The sequence below is a fragment of the Faecalimonas nexilis genome, from assembly GCF_059731825.1.
This window is the reverse complement of record NZ_AP029189.1, coordinates 261,901-284,851: the sequence shown is the minus strand read 5'-3', so window position 1 is coordinate 284,851 and position 22,951 is coordinate 261,901. Positions and strand designations below refer to the sequence as shown.

Genomic DNA, 22,951 nt, shown 5'->3' with positions numbered 1-22,951 from the left:
TTCTGGAGAAAAGAGCCTGTTCTACTGATTAGCCTGTTGCTTCATTTGTAATTCAACACCCATTCTAATCAATTGCGAAATGGATAGATTATGAGTCTCCGCATACTCAACCATTATCTGGTATTCCTCTTCTTTGAATTTAACAGTCACCTTATGATCAAAAGGTTTATCTGCTTTTGGTCTTCCAGTTCTAGCCATCTGTATGCCTCCTTCATATCTTAGTCATATTATACTTTTGGTCTGACCAAAAGTCAATACATTTTTTCTCTCTTGGCTCATTTTTCTCCATACTTGTTTGTATTTCTTCTATATTAATGCGTCATTTCTCATAATTACTTATAAAACTCGCCATCTACAATATGGAAAGTCTCCAGATATTCATCAATAATATCCAGATTAACCAACACCAGCTGATTCACTTTATAACATGCCTTTGCATCCTTCGCTAACTGCATAAACTTTGACACACTCATTGAATACATCTCTGCTCCTTCTGAATATCTGACAAATCTTTTATTATTAGTCTTTTTAGTTCTGCTGTCCATTTGCTAACTCCTCCATTACCATTTTGCGAGCTACAGGTAACAGATCAAACTGTCGTATCAATGCTCTGTCTATTTCTTCTCTCACGCCGGAATCCTCAATGACAGTTCCACTTTTTGCTCTAATGCAGCCTTTTGAAATTGTCTGTGCATCTTCAGGCATAAAATCAGAGATCTTACTTAATCCAAATCCACTCACATCCTTCGGATTTAAAATCACATGTACCGGAATATCCTTTAACTTACTGCTCAAAGGGACTACTGACACCTGCGGTGCACCATCATGATTACTGGCATCACATGAAATAATTATTCCTGGTCTGATTCCTCCCTGGATGCCATGTGGATTTTTTCCAAAATCTGCATACACGACATCAAATTTATTATACTTACCATATCTTCTTTTTTCTGTTCGTCTGCTCATATCTATGCTCCCTTCTTGATGTGCATATCCAATCTGCCCTCATCTACAGTCACCACAATGCCGCCTGCTTCAATAACCAGTCCTACCTTAAAATAAGCATCCGCAACACTGCTGGATATAGCTGCCATATTCGCAACAACTACTCCACTGATTTGCTTTTTGCGGATCATATTCACAATCTGATTCCACTGGCGATCAACATCTCTCTGCGAAAAGCCATTGCGTCTTATCTTTCCCACGATTGAATATTCTTTTCTCTTTACAAATTCATGTATATATTTGCTCTGCTTGTCTTCAAGCATATTTACTTTTTCCAATGGAGCCTGCACTGAAAGATATTCTATGCAATCCATCTTTTTAATCTTTCTTCTCATTCTCTGCCTCCTATGCTGACTTCAAAGCCTGCTCTATCATAAAATCAAATGTCTTTTTCAAATAATCCTGCTTATCTGCAGGTAACCGCTTTAGCCTCGAATCTAATGAATCCGGTGTACAGTCTATTGCAAGTAAGCTATTTGCGTCTGTTTCATAAACTTCCATAAGCATATACAAATTTTTCATGCTCAGGTTTCTTCCTCCTTGCTCCACCTGTCCAAGTGTCGAAACACTTATTCCAGTTTTAGCAGCAACCTCTTCAATGAGAAGTCCCTTGTCCTTACGGATATCACGAATCACCGGACCAATTTTATATCCTTCATATTTCATCGTCGTACCCTCCAATGTCCTGTGCCATTTCTCTAATCATCTCTACAGCTGCATCTTCTGTCTCGTACTGACCACGCCACTTCCCACTTGAATCATGTACTACTGTTCCGAATGCAGTCTGTGTAAATCTGCAATCCTTCACAGCCGGGACTTGTTTGTCCCGACCGGAATGATTTTCTGTTGTCGCTCTGCCAAAGGATTCCGTTAGCATCCAAAATCCTCTGCATGAGATACAGTAATTGGCACCGGACCGACTTCAAGAGAATAGAGCCATATGCCCATATCTGTGATGGTCTTAACAAATTCTTCCAGATCATAAATGTCATCGGTGATCTCATTCAGGCTTCTGACTACTACAACCTCAAAATCTTCCTCTTTAAGTGTTGCAAAGAAAGCATTGAGTGCTTCTCTGTCATAGTCCCTTGTCATTGAGCGATCACAATACACATCATTGATGATTACTCCATTAGGCATTGCCTGATCACGCATACTTTCAACCATTTGAACTACATTGAGTTCCGCTCTGCGGGACTTTACAAATGCAATTCCCTTAGCGAACTCCTGATTATCTGTACCTTCGTTTCCTACTACGCTAAAATCTCTTTTATTCATTTTGTTGTCTCCTTTACGTTTTCGTATTGGAGAGTTTTGGCGCCTCCACTCTCGTGGTGTGCTGTATCTCAAGCACATGTTCATTCTAGTCTCTTACTGCTTTATTGCCGACCGTGTACAGGCGACAATTATGTCGTGTAAACACGACAATCACTTTCCAACTGACACGCTTTTCATCGCTTTCATCATTGCAAGGCACTGTCTTATCTGCAATTCATCCATATCTGAAAGAACATCCATTGCCTCAGATAATAGTTCTGAATTTTCTTCATTCTTTCCATACATTATGAAATCAACAGATACACCAAGTACGATTGCCAGATTATCTAATGTCTGTGTCTTAAAATCTCCACCATTTTCAATCGCAGATATTGCTTGTCTGCCTATACCTACTCTATGAGCTAACTCATCCTGTGATAATCCTATCGCCTTTCTACTGTCAGCAATTCGTAATCCTCTCTCATAATCCTTTTCTCTTGTCTGTGCTTTACTGCTCATAAATCCTCCTTGCCGCCCTTGGAAACGAACAAGTCGGATTACCTTTACAGCACTAAAAAAGACGCACGAGGAAACCAGTATCATAAATACTGTTCGTTTCCCCTGCGTCTCTGGTGCTTCCATCTTTCGATGTGCCCTTATCAGGTGGGCTGTAATTTAATTGTCAATCATTATATTCTGAAAGTCCCATTCTCAGAATGTTCCTTCATCATTCCCTCGGAATACTTCTTGAGTATCATCACTCGCTTACATCTGTCACACTTAATTCCAATATTCTGAAGTGCTACAGCGGAATCATCACCGCATACAAAGTATTCCATCATTAACTTGTTGCATTTTTTACATCTAATTTCTATAACATTTCCTTTGTTCAATTCAGTTCGCTCCTTATTCATACAAAATCATCACTATCTACAACTTTGTACTCGTAAAGGAAAGGGAAATCACCTTTGCAAGCCTTTTGCCGGGAGTTCCGATGAATGTCTGCACATTCCCCGGCTTTGCTGATCTAAAGCCAACTGACATGTTGTGTGCTGTCAGCACACAATCATATCAGGCTCCGGCTCTTTCCATAAACCACATATTGTTATCTTCATAGAAAAGGAATATTTCCTTTCCATCTACCACACAGGTATAACGCTCTCCAACTCCACCAGCCCTTGTACTGGCTGCTCTGCGCTTGTCTTTTACTCGTGTAATCTCATACTTTCTGCCATCTTCCCATGTTATCTCTTTTGGAATGAGCAGTCCGTCCCTTGAAAACTCTGCAAGTACATCAACATATACCTTATTGCTCAATGTAATCACCTCGTATTATAAAGTAGTAGTTTTTATAGCCCCTCTCCAAGGTCTTCATAACTATTAAGGTCATAGTCTATTCTTTACCTCTTCTGCAGGTTCGACTATGATATATAAGATGCTGTGGATTGGTTTCAATCACCTACCACTTGATGGTTTTAGGAAGGCTCCAACCACAGTCTCTTTGTTCATTTGTTAATCAGTTAGATACCGCATGACGGTTTATTTAGAACGAGGATACAATCGCAAGGAGCACCCTGTGGTTCTAAAACAGCATTAATACATTTCAAAGGAGATTATTATGATTTATGTAGGAATTGATGTCGCTAAGGATAAGCATGATTGCTTTATCACCAACTCTGATGGAGAAGTGTTGTTTAAACCATTTACCATTACTAACAACCTAGATGGTTTCAATGAACTTTATCAAAAAATTGAATCTGTTACGGAAGATGCAACAAAAGTAAAAGTAGGACTGGAAGCCACTGGACACTATAGTTACAATCTTCTCGGATATCTCATTGATAAAGGTTTGGCCGCCTATGTTATCAATCCGTTACATACCAATCTGTACAGAAAAAGTCTAAGCCTTAGACAGACGAAAACGGATAAAGTAGATGCCCGCACGATTGCTTCCATGCTCATGTCTGATGTGAACTTAAAGTCCTACTCAGACATATCTTACCATAACGAAGAGCTAAAGTCATTAACTCGTTATCGTTTTGATAAAGTAAAAGAACGTGCCAAGCTAAAGTCTTCCGTCTCAAGACTTGTCTGTATCTTATTCCCTGAATTAGAAAAGCTTGTGCCAACACTTCATATGGCATCTGTTTATTCAATGCTTTCTGAATTTCCCGGTGCTAAGCACGTAGCCAGCGCACATCTTACCAGACTTACAAATCTTCTTTCGGAAGCTTCAAAAGGTCGATATAGTAAAGATACTGCCATTACTTTCAGAGAAGCTGCAAGGGCTTCTATTGGCTCAAATATGCCAGCTAAATCACTTGAACTAAAACACACCATCAAGTTGATTCAGGAACTTGATTCCGAGATTGATGAAATCGAAAATGAAATCAAAGTCATCATGGATGAAATCAACTCACCGATTCTTAGTATTCCTGGAATTAATTATCGCATGGGTGCTATGATCATTGCCGAGATTGGTGACTTCAGTCGTTTTGATTCTCCTGATAAAATCTTAGCTTATGCTGGATTCTCACCATCAACATATCAATCCGGACAACTGGATGGTGCTTACGCACATATGGAAAAACGTGGTTCCAGATACCTGCGATACGCTTTGTACAATGCCGCCAAGTATGTCTGCCACTGGGATCCAACATTTGCAGGGTATCTTGCCAAGAAACGAGCTGAAGGCAAGCACTATAACGTTGCCATATCACATGCTGTAAAAAAGCTGGTTCGAGTGATTTATCATCTTGAAAAAACAAAGCAACAATACATCAAAGTAGCTTAATCAATTTTAATTCGATACTCCTTTTTGAGCACCTGTCACGATGCTCTTTTTGTCATGCAGTTTTCAAGGTTCATGGAACTCTAACTGAGTTCAAAATATATCTAAAATACATTTCTGTATTTTATTCAAAAAATATCATTTTAAGGCTTGACTTTTAATAGTTAGTCTTCCTTACAAGATTGCTATTGCTCTGGAAGCATCCATCTTCCTTGCTATATAGCCTTTTTCTTCTAATATTTTCAGATGTGCATAAACACTTGAAGTCGATGCCACCCCTACCATCTTGCATATCTCCCTGATAGTAGGAGCATAGCCATTCACACGCTGATATTGCATAATGCTTTCATACACATTCTGCTGCTTCTCCGTCAATGGTGCTCTGTCTACCAGATTAATTCTTGCTGCTTCGCTCATGTTCCGCCTCCCTCTTCTTTACTCTATTGGCACTTCTCGTTGCTAACCTGAAAAGTACCCATGTGGATGTACTGTTTGTTCTTCTTTTGCATTGACTGCCGACAGAATCCTGTCCCGGTACATGAGTCCTCTCTGGATACTGTAAAATCCAAATCTTCTGCGTATATCATCCACCGCTGAATCCATCTTCATCTGCTTTTCACGCTTCTCCACACTTGAGAACAAATCAATCTGTTCCCAATAATTATCTGTTACTAAGTCTGCACCTCGGACACCAACACTGCGGATTGGTTTGCTCCAGTTATAGTTTTCCTTAAATATCTGATAAGCATATGCAGCTATCTCTCCGGTTATATTCGTTGCATGGTCGATTTTTTTCTGACGGGTAAAAGAGAATAACTCATTATCCCTGACACTTATCTCAACCACTCTGCACCGGAATCCATTCTCACGAAGTCTTGCTGCAACACTCTCAGCCAGAATATAAAGAACAATCTTTACATCCTCATCGCATACTAAATCCTTTGGTGTCGTTGTGCTGTTTCCCACCGATTTGATTGGAGCGTGGGTATTCTCCAACTTGACAGGTGAATCATCATAGCCATTAGCAAACGACCATAAGATACTGCCCATCTTTCCAAGATGACTGTTAAGCACATCTTCATCTGCCCTTGCAAGATCACCTATGGTTTTAATACCAAATAATGCAAGCTTTCTGTTCGTACTTTTGCCAACATATAGAAGATCTGCCACCGGAAGTAACCAAGCCTTCTGCTTAAACTCACTCTTATACATAGTTGTGATTGCATCAGGCTTCTTATAGTCTGAACCAAGCTTTGCAAATATCTTATTGAAAGAAACACCAACACTTACTGTGATACCAAGCTCTGACTTCATTCTCCTGCTGATTTCCTGTGCAATAAGCAATCCATCCCCTTTAAGGGAGCTGCTCCCTGTCACATCAAGCCAGCACTCATCAATTCCATATGGCTCCTGCCTGTCCGTATATTCTGCATATATCTCATGTGCCATTCTTGAGAATCGAAGATATAAGTCCATTCTTGGTGAAACAAACGTTATGTCAGGACAGACCTGCTTTGCCTGCCAGAGTGCCATTCCTGTTTTCACACCGTACTTCTTGGCAATATAGTCGGCTGTTAAGACAATCCCATGTCTTGCCTCTGGGTCGCCGCCTACTGCCAATGGCTTTCCTGCAAGCTCAGGATGATGCAGATGTTCAATCGAAGCATAACAACAGTTGATATCTGAATGAAGTATTACCCTGTCTCCCATCTGCATCACCTCCTGCATTTAATCTGTCATTACCATAACCTTTAGTCCAAGTATATGAGTAATGTTTCTTACAGTGCATAGTATAACCCCAAGAATAATCGACTGTCAACGGACACATGTGTCCTTTTTTCTCATTATATTGGATTTTTAGCTTGAATAATTGGTACTGTTGCTATATACTATGGAGTGAAAAGAGACATTTGAAATCAACAAAATGAAAGAAAAGAGGCGTATGTATGTACTCAATCGGAGAAATCATTTCAACATATAGGAAAAAGAAAGGCTTGCTCCAACAGGATCTCGCTGATGAATTAGCTAAGGAAGGTGTTACCATTTCCTACAAAGCTATATCTAACTGGGAAAGAAATCTTGCTGAACCAAGCGTTACCATATTTTACAAAGTGTGTAGAATCCTTGGTATTACTAACATGTATGAAGCATATTTTGGAGTAAATCCTGCCGATCCTTTTTCATCACTTACTGATGAGGGCAGGGAAAAAGCTATGGATTATATCAATCTGCTTCACGCATCCGGAATGTATGAAAAGCAGACTGCTAAGATAATTCCATTCCGAAGCATTGATATTTTTGAAAATGCAGTATCAGCCGGAACCGGTAACTTCCTTGTAGACGGACCGAAAGAGACTGTATGTATAGATGAATCTATCTTACCGGAAGATACTACTTTCGGTGTCCGTATTAGTGGTGACAGTATGGAACCTGAATTCCACGATGGTCAGATTGCATGGGTATTACAGCAGGAATCTGTTGCTAATGGAGAAATCGGCATCTTCGCTCTAAACGGAGAAGCCTATATTAAAAAATTGCAAAACGATACAGACGGAATCTTCCTTACCTCGCTTAATGAAAAGTATGCACCTATCAAGGTTAGTGAAAATGACCGCTTAGACATATTTGGAAAAGTTCTTGGAAAATCTGATGCTTCTGCTATTACAGGGCATTGCCGATAAAATTGCAAGTCCTTTTTATTGGACACATTATTTTGCATAATTGACAATAAGAAAATATCTATAGAACTGAAAGAAGGAATTTTTATGGCGGTTATCAATAATATCAGAGAAATCCGTGAACAGCGAGGCATTTACCAGGATGACCTTGCCGCTGCTATCGGATACAGCACCAAAACTGTCGGCAGGATAGAACGTGGGGACAGCACCCCATCTGCCGAATTTATGCTGCGGATATCAAAGTACTTTAATATGCTGGTGGAAGATGTATTCCATGTGGAAGATTGAGTCGGAGCAGCAATCCGGCTCTCCTTCTATTTTAGACATCTTTTCATATCCTTATCAACAACAACGATAAAATGCCACACAGTTATTAACAACCATGTGGCATTTATACTCTTAATACAATTTTGCACCTGCTGGGATTGCGTCATCTAACATTACCAGATTCAGTTTTTCTTCTCCATTTACATTGTGAATTGCAGAAAGAAGCATACCACATGAATCTATTCCCATCATAGAACGTGGTGGAAGATTTACGATTGCAAGTAAAGTTTTACCTACAAGTTCCTCCGGCTCGTAAAATGCATGTACTCCTGAAAGAATAGTTCTTTCATTCTCTGTACCATCATCAAGTGTAAATCTAAGAAGTTTCTTACTCTTAGGTACTGCCTCACAATTTTTTACCTTTACAACACGGAAGTCTGACTTTGAGAATGTATCAAAATCAACCTGCTCCTCAAATAAAGGCTCTATTTCAATACCTGTACTATTTTCAACAACTGCTGCCACTTCTTCCGTTACTACTTCATTGTTATCCATTTGATTATAACTCCTTTGCATTAATTTCTCATAATAATATGTAATGTCGGTTGAAACCGCATTACTATTAGCTAGTATACCATATACATTCTATTTATGGACGAAATAGGACATTTTTTTCAAATTGGTTGAATTTGACCCTATTTAACCAATCATAACCCCTATTATATAGCAGTTTGAGTACTAATTGGTTTAATAATCGGTTTAAACAAAGAGATCTAACCAATCTTAAACCGATTAATCTTTAATATATCTTATCAACCTCAGATTCATACACCGATTCAGTATGAGTATCAAATAGCACCCACTCCACCAGATCAAAACAATCCGGATTATCCTGTAAGAACCTATTTACTGTATGTATCGCAATCTTTGCTGCCAACTCAACCGGAAAACTATATACTCCCGTTGATATAGAAGGAAATGCAATAGACCTGATTCCATTATCCATTGCTAGCTTCATAGAATTAAAATAACAGTTAGCAAGAAGTTCCTCTTCTCTATTTCTTCCACCATTCCATATTGGTCCTACAGTATGTATCACATAATCACATGACAGATTATATCCTTTTGTTATCTTTGCTTCTCCAGTCTCACATCCGTGAAGTGTCCTGCACTCCGCCAGAAGCCCCGGTCCTGCTGCCCTGTGAATCGCACCATCTACACCACCTCCGCCAAGAAGGGAATTGTTTGCTGCATTCACGATTGCCTGCACATCTGTTACTTTTGTTATGTCACCTTTTATCGTCTTAATCAAATACATTGTTCAATATTCCTTCTCCATCTCATCATCTATTCCATACATTTTCTTGAATGCATCAAGGTCTGCCTGATTCTTAATCCATCCTGCACCTTTTTTTCCGTACCCTGGAATCAAAGCTTTCTTAACAGCTCACTTGGCTTTTCCGGTTGGTCTTGCCTTTATTGATTTCTTTATACTGGGTGTTCTCATTCCAAACTTCATCTTAATCGCCTCCGTTGTTACATAAAAACCACCTATTACTATCTATCAATAATGGTAAAAAGCCAAATTCATTTATATACTTGATTGCTTCATCTACAGAATGGATGCAATCCGGGTTGTCCCACTTCATGCCATGCATAATCCATTCACCTGATTCGTTTCCCATAATATGTGTACCTCATTACTCAGCATACTTGTCAATCCAATTTTCGCCATCATATTCATCAATCTGTTTTACTAATCTCGTAAGATAATCTTGTAACCTGCTATCTTCTTCACTTGCATACCACACATTTGCCCGTCTAAATCCATAAGCCCAACCATTTGATTTTCTTGGGACTTCCCATTGTACCTTTCTTGATCTGTTCCCTGCAGGAAGTAAGACACAATCATATGAGTTTGCAATGTCTTTGACTTCATCATCAAAAAGAAAGTTCATAACCTGAAAAAACTCTGCATAATGCTCATCAAGCTGATTTTCATCTATCTCTTCAAGGGTAGAATACAATTTATATGGTGTAGCCGACAACAGAAGTACCCTTGTATCATGTCCACTAAGGAAACTGTGTGCAAGAATACCAAGCTCACTGTCATCGGATGACAAAAGAAACTTAAATCTCTGAAACTCATCCATGATTACCAGATCCGGCTCCAGCATAGATACACTGATTCTCGCAAACATCACACGAAGCTTATTCATCACATAGTAATTGGGATATGTAAGCTGTTTATTGTATCTTCTTTCATGCAAATGATTAAGCAGCATGTCCCTTATACTTTCATACTCCTGATAATTAAGGATTTTTTCTATCACATTTTGTGGATAGACACCCTTCGTCATCTTTTCGCATTCTGCCACACGATTTTCAAAGTTCCATTTTGCCCATCCATCCCATGCTTTTACAGCATCCATTATCATAAATTTTTCAAGAGATGCTGCATGACCTTTAAAGTCCGGCATTCTCCTTAAAATGGCATACATAAGTGCTCTTTCCTGCACACTTCCGCCTCCTGAGGTCATGCGGAAAGATGTTTCCGGTGTAAGGGGGATAAGCTGTATATAGCCTTCCTTTATCTGCGGATCATTTTCCTGCTCAGAAATCTTTAAATGCTGCATAGACAGTCTGGTATCTGATACTGAGCCGATGGCATTCTTTCCTGTTACATCAAGTTTTCTGATATTCTGATTTGCTATGTTTTGATTAGAGCAGATATAAATTACCTTAAACAGATCATCCTTCTCTTCGATTCTAAGTCTTGCTGTCTTTACAATTGCTCCTCTGGCAATAAGAGTTTTTCCCATACCCACTTCATCTGCTACAAGCACACGATTCTGATTATGCCGGAACAGATAATCCACTCTCTCGAAGATTGATCTTCTGCATTATGTACCTCCATTTCTATTCACGGGTTGACGGGTGAACCGAAATGAAGGCGGTGAGCGACACCTTTCGGGGAAATTCCCGAAAAAACGACAAACAAAAGCGCCAGCATCCGAAGAACGGCGGCTGGCGCTGCTAAAAGAGGACTTATGACGCTTATGGACCAGCCACGATAGTGCCTGTTCATAAGCAGATGGGGACCGATTGACGGTCAGGCTTTTTTTGACAGGTAAATTCCTGCCGAATTATGTCGAAGCGGTCTTTGCTTCACGGCGGCTCCCTCCTAAAGCCGCCGTGTCAGCGTGTAGTCGTCACTCCTTTGTCGAGGGCATAAGGAACGGCGGCCTTGATGTTACTCAAAACCGCCGCAGTACCCTGAAAATCCATTATGGGTGCACGAAGCTACCTGCCCTGCAACGTTTTTTTCTTTCCTCGTCTGTCGGGGCAGGATCGCTTGGCATATTCAGTTTAGTCTTGCTCTTGTTCGACTGCTTCTTTCAGCCGGTCAAAACTCTCATCGCTGATGATGTGTTCAATACGACAGGCATCGGCCTCCGCAGTTTTGGGGTCAACGCCTGCGGTGATAAGCTGCTCGGTAAAGAAGCAGTGACGCTCGTAGATTTTTTCGGCTACCTCGCGGCCCACATCGGTCAGATGGAGAAAGTGTTCTTCGTCCATTGTAAGAAAGTCGCCGTCCCGTAAGGTAGCCACTGCATGGCACACGCTGGGCTTTGACATCTCCATGTGCCGGGCCACATCTACGGAGCGTACCATACCGAGTTTCTTTTGGGGAACAAGGATGGTTTCCAGGTAGTCCTCCCCGGACGCATGAAGTTTCATCAGTACCTTTTATGAATTAAACGCTTAACTTCCAATTTGCAGAAGCTGTCTGCAAATCGACCAGCCTATGATAGAGGCCATTTTCTTTCATAAGTTCTTCGTGAGTTCCGTTTTCGGCTACAATACCATCTGACAATACAACGATGTTATCGGCAGCTTCCACCGTCCTCATTCTGTGAGCGATTATAAGAACTGTCTTGCCTTTTACCAGCCTGGATATTGCGTTTTGAATTTCAGTTTCGTTATCTACATCAAGAGAAGCAGTAGCTTCATCCAGAAGAATAACAGGAGCGTCTTTCAAAAGAGCACGTGCGATAGAAAGGCGCTGGCACTCACCGCCAGATAGTGTTGAACCATTTTCTCCGAGCACCGTCTGATAGCCGTCCGACAATTTTGAAATAAATTCATCACACTGCGCTGCTTTAGCTGCGGCAATCACTTCTTCATCCGTTGCGTCCTTTTTACCGACACGAATATTTTCCATGATGGTGTTATTAAACAGCACAACATCTTGAAAAACGATAGAGAAGTTTTTCATCAACATGGTTGAATTTAGCGGAGCAATATCGGTTCCGCCCAACAGTATTCTTCCTCCGTCCAGAGGATAAAATTTGGCTGCCAGTTTTGCGACTGTACTTTTGCCGCCGCCGGACGGGCCAACCAATGCAGTGACCTGTCCCTGTTTTGCAGTAAACGAAACATCCCTCAGTACCGGTTTGCCCTTTTCGTAAGAAAACTGGACATGATCGAATGTAATATCGTACCCGTTTGTATGGATATTCTTCTCACCGGTTTCTTCCGGGTATTTCTCTATTTCTTTCAAGCGGTTCACCTGAAGCTGTACAGAAAACAGCTCTGCCATATTTGACATCGCCCCGGAAAGCGGATCGTACAGGCGGGAGGCAGCAATCAAAAACAGAATATAGGTAAACAGAGAGGTATCTCCACTTACCACAAGACTATTACCTACTACAATCACCGTTGCCAAACCGAGCCGTAAAAACATCTGGCCGGTTGTCAGCAGACTTGCCGTTGTCATTTCGGATGAAATCTGTGCTTTTTCCGCAGCATCCATCTTTGCGTCCAATTTGCGAAGATAATCTTCTTCCTGATTGCAAGCCTTTATATCCTGTACGGTTTCCAAACATTCCTGAATGCCTTCTGCAAGCTCCAGTCTTGCGTTCATGTGCTTTTTGCTGAGTTTTTCCTGCCATTTCCGTGACAGAATAACGATTGCAAATGAAATCGGAGCTACCCAAAGAAGAGCCAAACCCATTTGCCAGTTGAAAATCAGCAGGCCGATACAAACAATCCCCGTAGAGATAACTGCTCCAAAGAATTGTGGAACCGTATGAGAAAATGCGTGTTCAAAGTTTGCACAGTCGCCCATAATTGTGCTTGTCAGGTCAGCAAGATCACGCTGGTGGAAGAAGTTCAGCGGAAGGGTACGCAATTTTTCCGCAAGCCCGATACGCCGCCTTGCGCTTTCATCATACGTTCCGAGATATGTCGCGGTGTACTGGCAATAATGAAAAATAAAAACAACAGCTAAAATCACAATTCCAATCACAGTGTAAACGGCGGCACTGATTTCTGGCGCACTCGCTCCCAAAACAGGCGCAAGAAGCTGATTGAGGACGATAGCCAGAAGAATAACAGGAAACATAAGGCTGATATTGGCCAGCACCGAATAAACGATCCCTTTTAACAGGTCTTTTGCACCCTGATCACTTAACGCATACTTCTTTTTTAACGCCTTAATCATGCTGCTCATCCTCCTTTCCGACCTTCCAGGCAATCGAGGTCTGGTAATCCTTCCACATAGAAGAATAAATACCATTTAAGGCTACCAATTCTTCATGCGTACCTCTTTCTGCAATCTGCCCCTCCTTGAACACCAGGATAAGGTTTGCGTCTTGTATCGTAGAGAGCCGGTGGGCAATCATCATAACCGTTTTGTTTTGGGTCAGCCGCTCAAAAGCGAGCTGTATCTGATGTTCATTTTCGGCATCTGCAAATGCTGTGGCTTCATCCAGTACAATAATAGGGGCGTCTTTTAAAATTGCCCTTGCAAGAGCAATTCTTTGATTTTCACCTCCTGAGAGATATGTGCCTCCTGTTCCAACGAGCGTATCAAGCCCATCCGGGAGGCGGTCAATAATATCTTTGCATTGTGCTTCATCAGCCGCTTTCAGGACTTCTTCCCTGGTAGCGTCCGGGCGGGCCGCCTTAATATTATTCAGCAAGGTGTCCTTGAACAGACAGGTATTCTGAAACACGAAAGCAACTCTTTTCATCAGTTCCTGCTTCTCAATATTGCGTACATCCACGCCGCCAATCGTAACGGAGCCTGACTGAACATCATAAAATCGGGGAATGAGGCTTGCCGCTGTACTTTTACCGCTGCCGGAGGCACCAACAAGCGCCACTGTTTTTCCTGTCGGAACCTCAAAGCTGATATGGTCTAAGGCCTTCTCTTTGGTCCCTGGATAGGCGAAGGAAACATCCGAAAACACAATCGAAGCATCTGCCGGGATCAGGGGATGTTCCGGCTCCTTCAAGGGCTTTTCCTGCAAAATTTCATCCACCCGGCTGACTGCACTTTTAGCCGCCATAAGCTGCTCGCTGGCAAACATGATACGGTTCATCATAGTTGCACAGACCGGAGTAAACAAACTGTAAAACAGAAAATCCAGCACAACATTTTCATAAGCCGCCTGGCCGCTGACCCCGGACAAAATAAACATGGCGACTGGAATAAGTAAAACAAATGTGCCGTTCAGTGTTACTGTAAATCCTGTAAGAGGAATACGGCATTTTAAGGCATACCCGGAAGCAAATTTTTCGTATTCTTCTATTGCAGCGTGAAAATTTTTGAAGGAATAAATAGTTTGCTGAAATACTTTTACAACAGGAATACCGCGAATATATTCCACAGCTTCTTTATTCATTGTTTCCAGTGCAGTCATATACTTGCCCATAAACTGCGCATTATCTCCGCCCATCATCTGTTTGAGAAAGATGACACTGATTCCCATAGGTATCAGGCAGCAAATTCCCAGCCGCCAGTCAAAAAGGAAAATCAAAATAATAACGGCAACCGGCATAACTGCGGCTCCGGTCAGATCGGGAAGCTGATGGGCCAGAAATCCTTCTGTAAGCCCTGCATTATCATCAATGATGTTTCTGAGCCGTCCGCTTGCATTTTGGCTGAAATACCCCAACGGCAGCGTCACGATATGATGAATTGCAGATTTTCTCATATTGGTGGCTGTACGAAATGCCGCCAGATGAGTACAGTTCAGGGCGATAAAATAAATTAAAATGCTTGCCGCTGCAAACACAACCGCCATCCACGCATAATGGGCGCTCCCCGTTGCAAGAGATATATCCCCGGCAGCAAAAGCCTGGATTAAATCGCGGATGACGAGCCAAATGCAAACAAAAGGCAGCATAGATAAAATGGTACTGATTCCGGAGAGAACACATCCCAAAACAGTCAAAACATGGAATTTCCCTGCATATCCGAACATTCTGGACAGTTCTCCATTTTTTTGTTTCTCCATAAGCAAGTCTCCTTTCGCAATAATAGACGGGTTAGCATTTTATAACCCATCTATTATCATAAAATCATTCGGTTGTTTCTGCCACTCCATACAGAGCGTATCTATCCAATCGGACACATAATTCATTGACACATAAGGCAGGAGTATAAGCGGGACAAATTTTCCTGTAACGGAAATGTTTCTACATGACCTTCATCAACGAAATGCAGAACCCGATTGCAAGTCATAGCGGCAAATTCATAATCGTGGGTAATGATTAAAATGGTCTTTCCTTTTTGCGCCAGAGCTTTCAAATGCTCCGATATTCTCATCATATTTTTGAAATCAAGACCGCTGGTAGGCTCATCCAAAATCAAAACGGGGGTATCTATCCAATCCGATACTGCGAGAGTGAGTCGTTGTTTCTGCCCGCCGGAAAGAGTAGCGGGATGCCGTTCTTTCCATTCAAACAAGCCATATAGTTTTAGCAGATCATCGCGTTGCTCCTGGGTACTGCCTTTTCCGTTTAATAGCAGTTCTTCTTCTACGCTGTCCCCAAACAACTGGCAATCTGTATTTTGCATAACAAAGTAGGCAAAATTCTTCCGTTTGCCTTTAGATACCTTTGTCCCGTTATATATGACCTGACCCTCTTTTTCCTTTTGCATACCACAAAGAATATTCGACAAAGTAGTTTTGCCTATTCCGTTATGACCTACAATCGCAATCAGATCACCAGCATACGCCTGAAAAGATACATCATGGAAAACCGGATGTTTGCGATAGGAAAACGCCAAATCCTTTACCTCCATCGTCATATCTTTTTCTTTTACAGGGGAAATATCTACTTCAATATGGTGCAAATCTGCCGCTCGTATTCCTATGGCTCGTCTTTTTTCTTCTGGAATAGAGCGCAGTTCTCCCGCCGTCCATTTTTCTTTTATGCTCCCGTTTTCCATATAGAGAAAACGGTCTGCAAGGTCAGTAAGATAATAAAGCCGGTGTTCAGCAACAATGATTGTGTGGCCTTCCGCTTTAAGTCCACCCATCAAATTTTTAAGTGCCTCAACGGAATACATATCCAAATTGGCCGAAGGTTCATCAAACACATAAATTTCCGGATCAACAGCATTGACGGAGGCCACCGCTATTTTCTGTTTTTCCCCGCTGGACATCGGATAAATTTCTTTCCCTCGCAGCATATCTCCGTTAATACGCTTGATTGCACTTGAAACCCGCCTATCCAATTCTTCATACGGAACGCCATAATTTTCACACCCAAACGAAATCTCATCCTCTGTAATACTGGCAAAAAACTGGCTCTTTGGATCTTGAAAGATTGAACCTACTTTTTTCCCGATTTCATACAGAGGATATTCCGATATGTTGCGTCCCAACAGTGTGATGCGCCCTTTCAGTGTCCCTTCGTAAAATTGTTCGCCTAACCCGTTTACCAATCGTGTTAAAGTTGTCTTTCCGCAGCCGCTCCCTCCAGTCAGAACAAGAAACTCGCCCTCTTTTACATCGAGGCTGATATGATGGATACTATCTGTTTCGGCTCCCGGATATTCAAAAGATACATCTTCAAACTGGATAACGGATCGCCTTGCTTTATCATTTACCATTACGCTACCATCCTTTCCAGTACAAAATAGAATGCAGTTACACAAACAGCAATCACGCACATAATCCAATCTCTTTTTTGAAATTCTATTTTTCTGCGGCAGGTATGTTTCCCAGGATTGGAAATCCCCCTGCTTTCAGCAGAAGCGGCAAGTTCTTCGGCTATTCTGGATGAACGGAAAATAACAGGCGTAACAATATACTCCATTGCGTCCAGAGGGTGTTTCCATGACAACAGCTTTCGCAGTCGAAGGGAGGAAAACACATCAGAAAATTCACTGCGCACAGTAGGGAAGAAACGCAGCATGAAGGTTACGGGCAGGGCAATTCCATTAGGCGCGTGGATTTTCTTAAAAACTGCTACAACTTCTCCCGGCGGCATACCAATCACGGGCTGCGCAGCCATAACCATCATCAAAATACGCAGCACCATGAACAGGAACATTTCCGGCATAAGAATGGTAATGCCCTGTCCTCCTGAAAGCAACCTCAACACGATAAAAATACCGCAGACGATCAAATATTTTATTGTCTGCCTGCCAAAGCCCTGAATAATCAGATACACGCTCAAAACGCCAAAAAGTGTGTATATCAAAATGTCGCTTGTGAGCACCGCCACAAGCGACATAGTGAGAACTATGACAAGCAATTTGGTTCGAAAATCAAATTTCATGCTCATAGTTTATTTAATCGCACCACTCTTTCTGAAGTGCTTCACAATCAGTTTGTTACTAATCATGCAGCCAAGGACGGCCAGGATAGCGGTGACAGCCAGACTCAAAAGGACGTACTTCGGATCGGTGTAATACTGGGTCTGAACCTGAACCTGCTGCTCGCTGACGCCGGTGGCAAGAAATGCGTCTTTGAAAAACCAAATTTCTGACATACCATGTGCAGCGCGAACCAGTGCCGTAATTACCCACGAAATAGACACACGCTTAATGTCATGGTAGGCATCCTTTCCGCACATGGAAAGCTCTGCGATGATACCGCCGCCCAAAAACCACGGAATCATAAATGGCCCCATCATCAATCCGGCGATAATCGCCCACATGATATTGTAGACAAGAGCGGGGCCATGCTTGCCGACTTTCATGCACATATAAACATAGAACGGTGCGAGGATAAGTGCCGCACCAGCGGCGTTAAAAATCATGGAATAGAACAGTGAAGCGCCGGTCAGGATCGAATAGACCATAAATACAACGAACATGACCGCACAGAAGATACCGATGATTGCCGCGTCTTTGACAGTGTACTTGTTACCTGTCGATTTTTCATTTTCCATTTGGAAATCCTCCTTTGTCTTGCAGAAAGTTAGCAACGTCTAACCCACTATTCAAAAAATAGGCCAGCTTCAAGCGGTCTTTCTGCTTTTATCTGACAAAGGATATTCTAATACAGCTCAGATTTCTTCGCCACTCCATACGGACCCGCTTCTATCCAAACGGACACTCTTTCTAAATTCCGTTGGAGAGCTGCCATACGTTTCTTTGAAGGCAGAAGTGAATTTATTCGGATTTTCATATCCGATTTTACTTGCAATCTCCGTTACTGACGACTCGGTTTCCAGCAACAATTTTTTGGCGACTTGAAGCCGATAGGTACGAAGATAAGAATAGACAGAGGTTCCATAGACGCCTCGAAAGCACTTTTTCAATGCTGTTGTAGAAATCGCGAATTTCTGGGAAAGCTGTTCAATCGTATGATGTGCTGTCAAGTCCTCCGTAATATAGGACGCTACTGCTTTAATCAATGCGACCTGATTTTGATTGAAATAATCCGTCTGTAAAACTTCTTCTGCCGTATTGAGATCACTTAAGAACAGAAGCAGTTCCAGCATTTTGACTTTCATGTATCCTGGTTTTCTTTTTTCCCGGACATGATAGAGTTCCGAAAAAATATGTTCAATAGACGGATTGGCCCGCATGATGCAGCAACGGTTTCCTTCGCAAATATATTTTTGTATGTAGTGCAAATCAATATTCAATAGCTCCATGATTTGCCGTATTTCCGGCAGCAATTCATCCAGATTGATGACGATAGAAATACCGTGATAGTGGTTCAGCGGAAAACACGAATTTGACTTTTTCTTCATCATGGAGCTGATCGACAAATCGCCTTCCGCCATATAGCAGCAACTATTTTTACCAAAGCTACACTCAAAACGTCCTATCAGACAATGGTTAATCTCTATCATGTTTTTAGCTGTGGCTTGATTTTGATTGCAATATCCCATGTGCATATCGTTATAGTAAAGCTCAATACCAGAAAAAACCTGATAGACTGTAATGCGTCCATGCCCTGTTTCATTTGACAGTCGAAAAATTTTACAGTCCTGCCGTAGTTCATCTTCTTCGAGAGAGCCGTATAACTTTGTCCCTTCAAATTCGTCTGGCAATTCAGACCGCAATAATACTTCAATCGTACCAGAGAGTGCTTGTTTTTCATAGGTCAGCACTACCCATTCCTCCTTTCGGTTCGTTATAACTAATCACTCTAAGTATAGGCGCGAATAATGGCAGTGTCAAATGGTTTTCTGACAAAAAGAAAAAGCCAAATCCGATAAAGCTGATGCCGTTAAGATTGCACGATATGCACTTGACAAGTGGCAGAATCTTAAACAGTATAGTGTTATGGATGAATTACGCAATCATCTTAAAACCATGAACCGTCAGTTTGGCTTTTATATGAAGCACAAGACAGCTATGAAGAATAATCTTATTGGCATCCTTGACCATACCTATCCTGGTGTTAATACTTACTTTGACAGTCCTTCACGCAGTGACGGCAGCCAGAAATGGGTTGATTTTGCATCTGCATACTGGCATGTGGACTGTATCCGTAAAATGTCCCTAAATGCCTTTATCGACCATTATCAGTACTGGTGCAAACGCAAGAAGTACAACTTCAGTCAGTCAAAAGCTGAAGAAATCTATGGAAAAGCAAAGGTACTTGTTCCTGTACTTCCAAAGGATGCCATTACAAAACTTATTATCAAGCAAGCTGTAGACCAGCTTAATAGTGCCTCTACAACTGTTGAGTCACTACGCACTCTCATGAATGAAACTGCATGATTCCGTGTAGTTATTGGGTTTCAACTTGTGATGCAGTCTTGCCCTCATGCATGACCTCATATGAGATTTCTGTTCGTCAGACCAGAGATTTGCCCGTGAGTTAGTATGTTCCTTACATCCAGCTTCCTTCAGATTCCATCTCGCAATGTACACCCTTGCCTTCGGCTATATCTTTCCCACTATGGGCGGATTCGGGACTTTTACCCTTTAGAAACGTGCGCCGTTAGGCGCACATCAAAAAAGGACGCAGGATTTCTCCCACGCCCTCACTACTATCTGGCTTTATCTTCTCTTACCTTTGATACTTCTTTTCCTATCTCCACTTTCATATCCGCAGCACCTCTTGCTTCAAAAGCATCGGCATTATACTGATACTCGTGTGTTTCCGCCACCACCGGTGCATATACAATCTCAGCTTCGACTCTCTCAGGTGCTGCTTCTTTCCTATCAGCTTCCATCTGGTCATTATGCTTCATATCATCCTTATTCTTTTCTTTATCCATTCTCACATCCATGGCTAGATTATCAAGCTTATCAATGGATGCGTCCAGATGAATCTCTATTGATACAAACAACTTTCTCACTGCTTTCATCGGAGCAAGCACCGCTTTTGTTATCATATGCTTCTGCTCTTTCTGAAAATAATCCACTTCCGGCTTATCCGCAAAAGTACGGAATGCATTGACTGCTGTCTGTCCTGCTTCACGAAGCCCTTTTCCAAGCAGGGCTGTTCTTGCTATATTCCTGTCAGTTTCCTTGATAGCACTTCTGACATTCTCTCGCACAATAAGAAGCTTATTCTTAATTCCTAAGAACTCCGATACTCGATAAAGTGCAGCTCTGCCCTTTACCTTTGCTTCTGCAACAATGCTTTTGGCTGTCTCCTTGACATGCTCCTTGGCTTCAAAGATCTGCGACTTTATCTGCTCACATCTGGCATTAAGTCGCTCCTGTGCTTCTGACAATGCCTTTTTAGCATTATTGACAAGAGTATCTTCCTGCATTTCTTTGATCTGATTCTGCATATTGGTAAGTTCTTCCGTCATGGAATCAATCTTTTTCTCCAGTCCATCCACATAGCTGCATATCTCAAATACATCGTTTGCCTGCTCTTTCATGGCATTCTTCTTTAGTAATTCGAGAAGTTCTCTTATGACCTCCTCATTGGTAAGTGTTTTTCCTGCTTCCATATCCATTCTGTTTCCTCCATTCTGTAAATGGGGCAGCCTTGGCCGCCCCTGTACTCTGATTACTGATTATCGAAAGGGTGTTGCCTCTTTGTCCTTCTCTTTATCGGGATTGCCATGATGTTTCTCTGCACTCTCCCTCGCCTTTTCGTTGCTCTTATCCTTTGCTTTCTCATATTCCGAGATAATCTCATTGTAGAGTTTTTCCCTGAAATCCTTTGTGACCGGATAGCAGACATCCTGATAGATTGGCTTGCCCTGCTCATCCACCTGCTTTGTCTTATAAGAAGGCATTGATACAAAGATTTTCTCTTTACCCTGCACGATATTGATGTTATTTACGATGAAACTGTTTTCAAAGTAAATACGGGCAAGTCCTTTGATGTTACTGCCTTTCCTCTCATAAGGTGTCACAGTTACGGAAAACTCTGGCATTTCCTGTGTTCTGTCCTGCTTCTGTGTCTCCTCTTTCTCCGGTTCCTTGATTCTTGCATAGGCATCAAGGATATTGGTATAGAGTTCCTCACGAAACTCTGCTGTGATAGGATTACATACATCCTTATAGATCACACCATTGCTTTCATCACGCTCATTAGAGCGGTATCTAGGCATTGATACAAAAAGCTCTCCCTTGTCCTTATTCTCAAGGATTGCAATATTGGTAATCTTAAATGAATCACCAAATACTACTGTTGCAAATCCCTTGATGTTGCTGCCCTCTTTTGCCCTTACTTCGTTTACCTTAATTGAATACTTCATATGCTATTCCTCACTTTCTTTTTGTTCTTTGTTTTGCTCCGGTATGATAAACTCACACCAAAGCTGTTCTATCTGTTCACAAGACAATCTGCCATTTAACCAGTTGCCAAGTGTAACGATCATTCCGTCCTGCTCATAGTAGAGCCATTCCTGTGTTTCGATGTTTCCCTCATACACGATAGTAACATCAAAATCAGGCATAAATAATCCTTCCTCCGCATCCCACACGCAGGATATCCCCTGTCTGAGTGTCAGATTCAGGCTTTCGACATACACAGACCAGCCACTTACGACTATCTGAAATTCATCATCAATCTCCGCAATATCATCCTCGATGTCGATTAGCTCTTCCATTTCCGATATTGCTTCTTCTATATCACCAAGTCGGTATCTCTTATTCATCCATCACCGCCTCCTTATAAATGCACCTAACCACAAAACGCATAGTACCCTTCTGTGAACAGGTAAAAAGAGTTAATTCCTTTTCCTCTCCTTGTGTCTTAATGCTGTTGTCATAAGGATTTACCACCTCTGTGTCTGTTACTTCATAGATATGAGTCTGTCCGTTTTTGTCGATAATTGTCACATTATCTCCTATGGAAATCTGATTTAGTGGTGTAAAAAATGTGCCATATCTGCTGCCATTGTGACCGCATAACACACAGTTGCCACTTTCTCCGATTCCTGCAGTTTCTTCTATATGACCAATCCCGGCATTAAGCACTTTACTTGTGGTTCCTTCCATTACCGGATACCTGATATCTAAGCCCGGTATCTCAATGATGCCGATAACACCGCCTTCTTTAAGAATGGCTTCATCCTCTTTACTAATGGAGGTTTGCTCTTCCTCCACATCTGTTTCTTCATCGTAATCATCCTCCAATGTCTGCTCAAATTCACTTATGAACTGTTCTGTCTGTTTTTCTCCGGTTGTCCGCCAGAAAAAAGGGACTGCCATAATGGCAATCCCTGCTGTAATCAGTAGTCCTGCGACCACTTTTCTTATGCTCATATTATTCAC

28 protein-coding genes and 3 pseudogenes are annotated in these 22,951 nt (G+C 41.7%); 4 read left to right on the top strand and 27 right to left on the bottom strand.

Annotated features, from left to right (window positions below; genetic code table 11):
- Positions 1–21: 21 nt before the first annotated feature.
- From AC6I5B_RS01360 to AC6I5B_RS01320, 9 genes are all read right to left on the bottom strand, one after another.
- Positions 22–198 carry a DUF6290 family protein gene (locus AC6I5B_RS01360; protein ID WP_004611640.1) on the bottom strand — a complete coding sequence of 59 codons (177 nt, stop codon included), beginning with the start codon at positions 196–198 and terminating at the stop codon, positions 22–24.
- 134 nt (positions 199–332) lie between these two features.
- Complete coding sequence (locus tag AC6I5B_RS01355) at positions 333–545, bottom strand: DUF6462 family protein (RefSeq protein WP_497773551.1); 213 nt, start codon at positions 543–545, stop codon at positions 333–335.
- Positions 529–966 (bottom strand): type II toxin-antitoxin system PemK/MazF family toxin, encoded by a 438-nt coding sequence (locus AC6I5B_RS01350; RefSeq protein WP_004611638.1) that lies wholly within the window; start codon positions 964–966, stop codon positions 529–531. The genes AC6I5B_RS01355 and AC6I5B_RS01350 overlap by 17 nt, the downstream gene beginning before the upstream one ends.
- Positions 967–968: 2 nt before the next feature.
- Entirely contained in the window at positions 969–1,340 is a 372-nt protein-coding gene (locus AC6I5B_RS01345) for a recombinase family protein (RefSeq protein WP_004611637.1), read from the bottom strand.
- A 10-nt stretch (positions 1,341–1,350) separates the two neighbouring features.
- The gene (locus AC6I5B_RS01340; RefSeq protein ID WP_004611636.1) at positions 1,351–1,671 is read right to left on the bottom strand and encodes a helix-turn-helix domain-containing protein; all 321 of its coding nucleotides are present in this window, start codon (positions 1,669–1,671) and stop codon (positions 1,351–1,353) included.
- Complete coding sequence (locus AC6I5B_RS01335) at positions 1,661–1,882, bottom strand: terpene synthase (RefSeq protein ID WP_157351020.1); 222 nt, start codon at positions 1,880–1,882, stop codon at positions 1,661–1,663. Before AC6I5B_RS01335 ends, AC6I5B_RS01340 begins: the two co-directional genes overlap by 11 nt.
- Positions 1,876–2,283 (bottom strand): recombinase family protein, encoded by a 408-nt coding sequence (locus tag AC6I5B_RS01330; protein WP_157351021.1) that lies wholly within the window; start codon positions 2,281–2,283, stop codon positions 1,876–1,878. The genes AC6I5B_RS01335 and AC6I5B_RS01330 overlap by 7 nt, the downstream gene beginning before the upstream one ends.
- 150 nt (positions 2,284–2,433) lie before the next feature.
- A complete protein-coding gene (locus AC6I5B_RS01325) occupies positions 2,434–2,781 on the bottom strand; it encodes a helix-turn-helix domain-containing protein (RefSeq protein ID WP_117582140.1) in 348 nt (115 codons plus the stop codon).
- Positions 2,782–3,333: 552 nt separating this feature from the next.
- On the bottom strand, positions 3,334–3,588 hold the full coding sequence (locus tag AC6I5B_RS01320; RefSeq protein ID WP_077326113.1) for a hypothetical protein: 255 nt from the start codon (positions 3,586–3,588) through the stop codon (positions 3,334–3,336).
- Between the two features lie 292 nt (positions 3,589–3,880).
- On the opposite strand from AC6I5B_RS01320, the gene AC6I5B_RS01315 reads away from it, so the two are divergent.
- Complete coding sequence (locus AC6I5B_RS01315) at positions 3,881–5,056, top strand: IS110 family RNA-guided transposase (RefSeq protein WP_117715743.1); 1,176 nt, start codon at positions 3,881–3,883, stop codon at positions 5,054–5,056.
- A 171-nt stretch (positions 5,057–5,227) separates the two neighbouring features.
- On the opposite strand, the gene AC6I5B_RS01310 is transcribed toward AC6I5B_RS01315, so the two are convergent.
- Together AC6I5B_RS01310 and dinB are read right to left on the bottom strand one after the other, a co-directional pair.
- A complete protein-coding gene (locus AC6I5B_RS01310) occupies positions 5,228–5,470 on the bottom strand; it encodes a LexA family protein (protein ID WP_077326115.1) in 243 nt (80 codons plus the stop codon).
- A gap of 42 nt (positions 5,471–5,512) precedes the next feature.
- Positions 5,513–6,763 carry a DNA polymerase IV gene (dinB, locus tag AC6I5B_RS01305; RefSeq protein WP_497773550.1) on the bottom strand — a complete coding sequence of 417 codons (1,251 nt, stop codon included), beginning with the start codon at positions 6,761–6,763 and terminating at the stop codon, positions 5,513–5,515.
- Between the two features lie 236 nt (positions 6,764–6,999).
- Here dinB and AC6I5B_RS01300 point away from each other — a divergent pair, with 236 nt between their 5' ends.
- Together AC6I5B_RS01300 and AC6I5B_RS01295 are read left to right on the top strand one after the other, a co-directional pair.
- The gene (locus AC6I5B_RS01300; protein ID WP_497773549.1) at positions 7,000–7,734 is read left to right on the top strand and encodes a helix-turn-helix domain-containing protein; all 735 of its coding nucleotides are present in this window, start codon (positions 7,000–7,002) and stop codon (positions 7,732–7,734) included.
- Between the two features lie 84 nt (positions 7,735–7,818).
- Entirely contained in the window at positions 7,819–8,019 is a 201-nt protein-coding gene (locus AC6I5B_RS01295; RefSeq protein ID WP_497741023.1) for a helix-turn-helix transcriptional regulator, read from the top strand.
- A 111-nt stretch (positions 8,020–8,130) separates the two neighbouring features.
- Here the strand turns inward: AC6I5B_RS01295 and AC6I5B_RS01290 are convergent.
- The 12 genes and pseudogenes from AC6I5B_RS01290 to AC6I5B_RS01235 all read right to left on the bottom strand — a co-directional run.
- Positions 8,131–8,493: pseudogene (locus AC6I5B_RS01290) on the bottom strand (methionyl-tRNA formyltransferase); the annotation flags it as partial.
- 304 nt (positions 8,494–8,797) lie between these two features.
- Positions 8,798–9,316 (bottom strand): O-acetyl-ADP-ribose deacetylase, encoded by a 519-nt coding sequence (locus AC6I5B_RS01285; RefSeq protein WP_390401473.1) that lies wholly within the window; start codon positions 9,314–9,316, stop codon positions 8,798–8,800.
- A 3-nt stretch (positions 9,317–9,319) separates the two neighbouring features.
- Positions 9,320–9,394, bottom strand: a pseudogene (locus tag AC6I5B_RS01280) (aspartate dehydrogenase); the annotation flags it as partial.
- Between the two features lie 124 nt (positions 9,395–9,518).
- Positions 9,519–9,683, bottom strand: coding sequence for a hypothetical protein (locus AC6I5B_RS01275; RefSeq protein ID WP_390401476.1), 165 nt, complete (start codon positions 9,681–9,683; stop codon positions 9,519–9,521).
- Between the two features lie 15 nt (positions 9,684–9,698).
- Positions 9,699–10,877 carry a DEAD/DEAH box helicase gene (locus AC6I5B_RS01270; RefSeq protein WP_497773548.1) on the bottom strand — a complete coding sequence of 393 codons (1,179 nt, stop codon included), beginning with the start codon at positions 10,875–10,877 and terminating at the stop codon, positions 9,699–9,701.
- A 490-nt stretch (positions 10,878–11,367) separates the two neighbouring features.
- Complete coding sequence (locus AC6I5B_RS01265) at positions 11,368–11,739, bottom strand: metal-dependent transcriptional regulator (protein ID WP_497773547.1); 372 nt, start codon at positions 11,737–11,739, stop codon at positions 11,368–11,370.
- Between the two features lie 16 nt (positions 11,740–11,755).
- Positions 11,756–13,504 (bottom strand): ABC transporter ATP-binding protein, encoded by a 1,749-nt coding sequence (locus AC6I5B_RS01260; RefSeq protein WP_497773546.1) that lies wholly within the window; start codon positions 13,502–13,504, stop codon positions 11,756–11,758.
- Positions 13,497–15,305: an ABC transporter ATP-binding protein gene (locus tag AC6I5B_RS01255; protein ID WP_497773545.1), complete on the bottom strand. Its 1,809-nt coding sequence runs from the start codon at positions 15,303–15,305 to the stop codon at positions 13,497–13,499. Before AC6I5B_RS01255 ends, AC6I5B_RS01260 begins: the two co-directional genes overlap by 8 nt.
- 122 nt (positions 15,306–15,427) lie before the next feature.
- Complete coding sequence (locus tag AC6I5B_RS01250; protein WP_444342792.1) at positions 15,428–16,909, bottom strand: ABC transporter ATP-binding protein; 1,482 nt, start codon at positions 16,907–16,909, stop codon at positions 15,428–15,430.
- Positions 16,909–17,586 carry an energy-coupling factor transporter transmembrane component T family protein gene (locus tag AC6I5B_RS01245; RefSeq protein ID WP_005423603.1) on the bottom strand — a complete coding sequence of 226 codons (678 nt, stop codon included), beginning with the start codon at positions 17,584–17,586 and terminating at the stop codon, positions 16,909–16,911. The genes AC6I5B_RS01250 and AC6I5B_RS01245 overlap by 1 nt, the downstream gene beginning before the upstream one ends.
- A 3-nt stretch (positions 17,587–17,589) precedes the next feature.
- Positions 17,590–18,195, bottom strand: coding sequence for an MptD family putative ECF transporter S component (locus tag AC6I5B_RS01240; protein WP_005423602.1), 606 nt, complete (start codon positions 18,193–18,195; stop codon positions 17,590–17,592).
- A 117-nt stretch (positions 18,196–18,312) separates the two neighbouring features.
- The gene (locus tag AC6I5B_RS01235) at positions 18,313–19,368 is read right to left on the bottom strand and encodes a helix-turn-helix domain-containing protein (protein ID WP_497773544.1); all 1,056 of its coding nucleotides are present in this window, start codon (positions 19,366–19,368) and stop codon (positions 18,313–18,315) included.
- A 91-nt stretch (positions 19,369–19,459) separates the two neighbouring features.
- On the opposite strand from AC6I5B_RS01235, the pseudogene AC6I5B_RS01230 reads away from it, so the two are divergent.
- A pseudogene (locus AC6I5B_RS01230) lies at positions 19,460–19,981 on the top strand (IS110 family transposase); the annotation flags it as partial.
- Positions 19,982–20,256: 275 nt separating this feature from the next.
- Here the strand turns inward: AC6I5B_RS01230 and AC6I5B_RS01225 are convergent.
- Genes AC6I5B_RS01225 through AC6I5B_RS01210 form a run of 4 tightly spaced genes read right to left on the bottom strand, consistent with a single transcriptional unit; the run spans position 20,257 to position 22,942 of the window.
- Positions 20,257–21,180: a DUF6674 family protein gene (locus tag AC6I5B_RS01225; protein ID WP_390401497.1), complete on the bottom strand. Its 924-nt coding sequence runs from the start codon at positions 21,178–21,180 to the stop codon at positions 20,257–20,259.
- A 60-nt stretch (positions 21,181–21,240) separates the two neighbouring features.
- Positions 21,241–21,930, bottom strand: a complete 690-nt coding sequence (locus AC6I5B_RS01220; RefSeq protein ID WP_055196149.1) for a SpoVG family protein — start codon at positions 21,928–21,930, stop codon at positions 21,241–21,243.
- Positions 21,931–21,933: 3 nt separating this feature from the next.
- The gene (locus AC6I5B_RS01215) at positions 21,934–22,332 is read right to left on the bottom strand and encodes a hypothetical protein (RefSeq protein ID WP_055262767.1); all 399 of its coding nucleotides are present in this window, start codon (positions 22,330–22,332) and stop codon (positions 21,934–21,936) included.
- Positions 22,325–22,942, bottom strand: a complete 618-nt coding sequence (locus tag AC6I5B_RS01210) for a class D sortase (protein ID WP_497773543.1) — start codon at positions 22,940–22,942, stop codon at positions 22,325–22,327. The genes AC6I5B_RS01215 and AC6I5B_RS01210 overlap by 8 nt, the downstream gene beginning before the upstream one ends.
- Positions 22,943–22,951: the final 9 nt, after the last annotated feature.

Excerpts from the sequence above, each read along its gene's own strand:
- AC6I5B_RS01295 (WP_497741023.1), top strand. The coding sequence starts at position 7,819 with ATGGCGGTTATCAATAATATCAGAGAAATCCGTGAACAGCGAGGCATT.
- AC6I5B_RS01315 (WP_117715743.1), top strand. The coding sequence starts at position 3,881 with ATGATTTATGTAGGAATTGATGTCGCTAAGGATAAGCATGATTGCTTT.
- AC6I5B_RS01330 (WP_157351021.1), bottom strand. The coding sequence starts at position 2,283 with ATGAATAAAAGAGATTTTAGCGTAGTAGGAAACGAAGGTACAGATAAT.
- AC6I5B_RS01215 (WP_055262767.1), bottom strand. The coding sequence starts at position 22,332 with ATGAATAAGAGATACCGACTTGGTGATATAGAAGAAGCAATATCGGAA.
- AC6I5B_RS01360 (WP_004611640.1), bottom strand. The coding sequence starts at position 198 with ATGGCTAGAACTGGAAGACCAAAAGCAGATAAACCTTTTGATCATAAG.
- AC6I5B_RS01245 (WP_005423603.1), bottom strand. The coding sequence starts at position 17,586 with ATGAGCATGAAATTTGATTTTCGAACCAAATTGCTTGTCATAGTTCTC.
- AC6I5B_RS01260 (WP_497773546.1), bottom strand. The coding sequence starts at position 13,504 with ATGATTAAGGCGTTAAAAAAGAAGTATGCGTTAAGTGATCAGGGTGCA.
- AC6I5B_RS01255 (WP_497773545.1), bottom strand. The coding sequence starts at position 15,305 with ATGGAGAAACAAAAAAATGGAGAACTGTCCAGAATGTTCGGATATGCA.
- AC6I5B_RS01210 (WP_497773543.1), bottom strand. The coding sequence starts at position 22,942 with ATGAGCATAAGAAAAGTGGTCGCAGGACTACTGATTACAGCAGGGATT.
- AC6I5B_RS01345 (WP_004611637.1), bottom strand. The coding sequence starts at position 1,340 with ATGAGAAGAAAGATTAAAAAGATGGATTGCATAGAATATCTTTCAGTG.
- AC6I5B_RS01240 (WP_005423602.1), bottom strand. The coding sequence starts at position 18,195 with ATGGAAAATGAAAAATCGACAGGTAACAAGTACACTGTCAAAGACGCG.
- AC6I5B_RS01340 (WP_004611636.1), bottom strand. The coding sequence starts at position 1,671 with ATGAAATATGAAGGATATAAAATTGGTCCGGTGATTCGTGATATCCGT.
- AC6I5B_RS01310 (WP_077326115.1), bottom strand. The coding sequence starts at position 5,470 with ATGAGCGAAGCAGCAAGAATTAATCTGGTAGACAGAGCACCATTGACG.
- AC6I5B_RS01275 (WP_390401476.1), bottom strand. The coding sequence starts at position 9,683 with ATGGGAAACGAATCAGGTGAATGGATTATGCATGGCATGAAGTGGGAC.
- AC6I5B_RS01225 (WP_390401497.1), bottom strand. The coding sequence starts at position 21,180 with ATGGATATGGAAGCAGGAAAAACACTTACCAATGAGGAGGTCATAAGA.
- AC6I5B_RS01335 (WP_157351020.1), bottom strand. The coding sequence starts at position 1,882 with ATGCTAACGGAATCCTTTGGCAGAGCGACAACAGAAAATCATTCCGGT.
- AC6I5B_RS01220 (WP_055196149.1), bottom strand. The coding sequence starts at position 21,930 with ATGAAGTATTCAATTAAGGTAAACGAAGTAAGGGCAAAAGAGGGCAGC.
- AC6I5B_RS01285 (WP_390401473.1), bottom strand. The coding sequence starts at position 9,316 with ATGTATTTGATTAAGACGATAAAAGGTGACATAACAAAAGTAACAGAT.
- AC6I5B_RS01300 (WP_497773549.1), top strand. The coding sequence starts at position 7,000 with ATGTACTCAATCGGAGAAATCATTTCAACATATAGGAAAAAGAAAGGC.
- AC6I5B_RS01350 (WP_004611638.1), bottom strand. The coding sequence starts at position 966 with ATGAGCAGACGAACAGAAAAAAGAAGATATGGTAAGTATAATAAATTT.
- AC6I5B_RS01265 (WP_497773547.1), bottom strand. The coding sequence starts at position 11,739 with ATGAAACTTCATGCGTCCGGGGAGGACTACCTGGAAACCATCCTTGTT.
- AC6I5B_RS01355 (WP_497773551.1), bottom strand. The coding sequence starts at position 545 with ATGGACAGCAGAACTAAAAAGACTAATAATAAAAGATTTGTCAGATAT.
- dinB (WP_497773550.1), bottom strand. The coding sequence starts at position 6,763 with ATGGGAGACAGGGTAATACTTCATTCAGATATCAACTGTTGTTATGCT.
- AC6I5B_RS01250 (WP_444342792.1), bottom strand. The coding sequence starts at position 16,909 with ATGGTAAATGATAAAGCAAGGCGATCCGTTATCCAGTTTGAAGATGTA.
- AC6I5B_RS01325 (WP_117582140.1), bottom strand. The coding sequence starts at position 2,781 with ATGAGCAGTAAAGCACAGACAAGAGAAAAGGATTATGAGAGAGGATTA.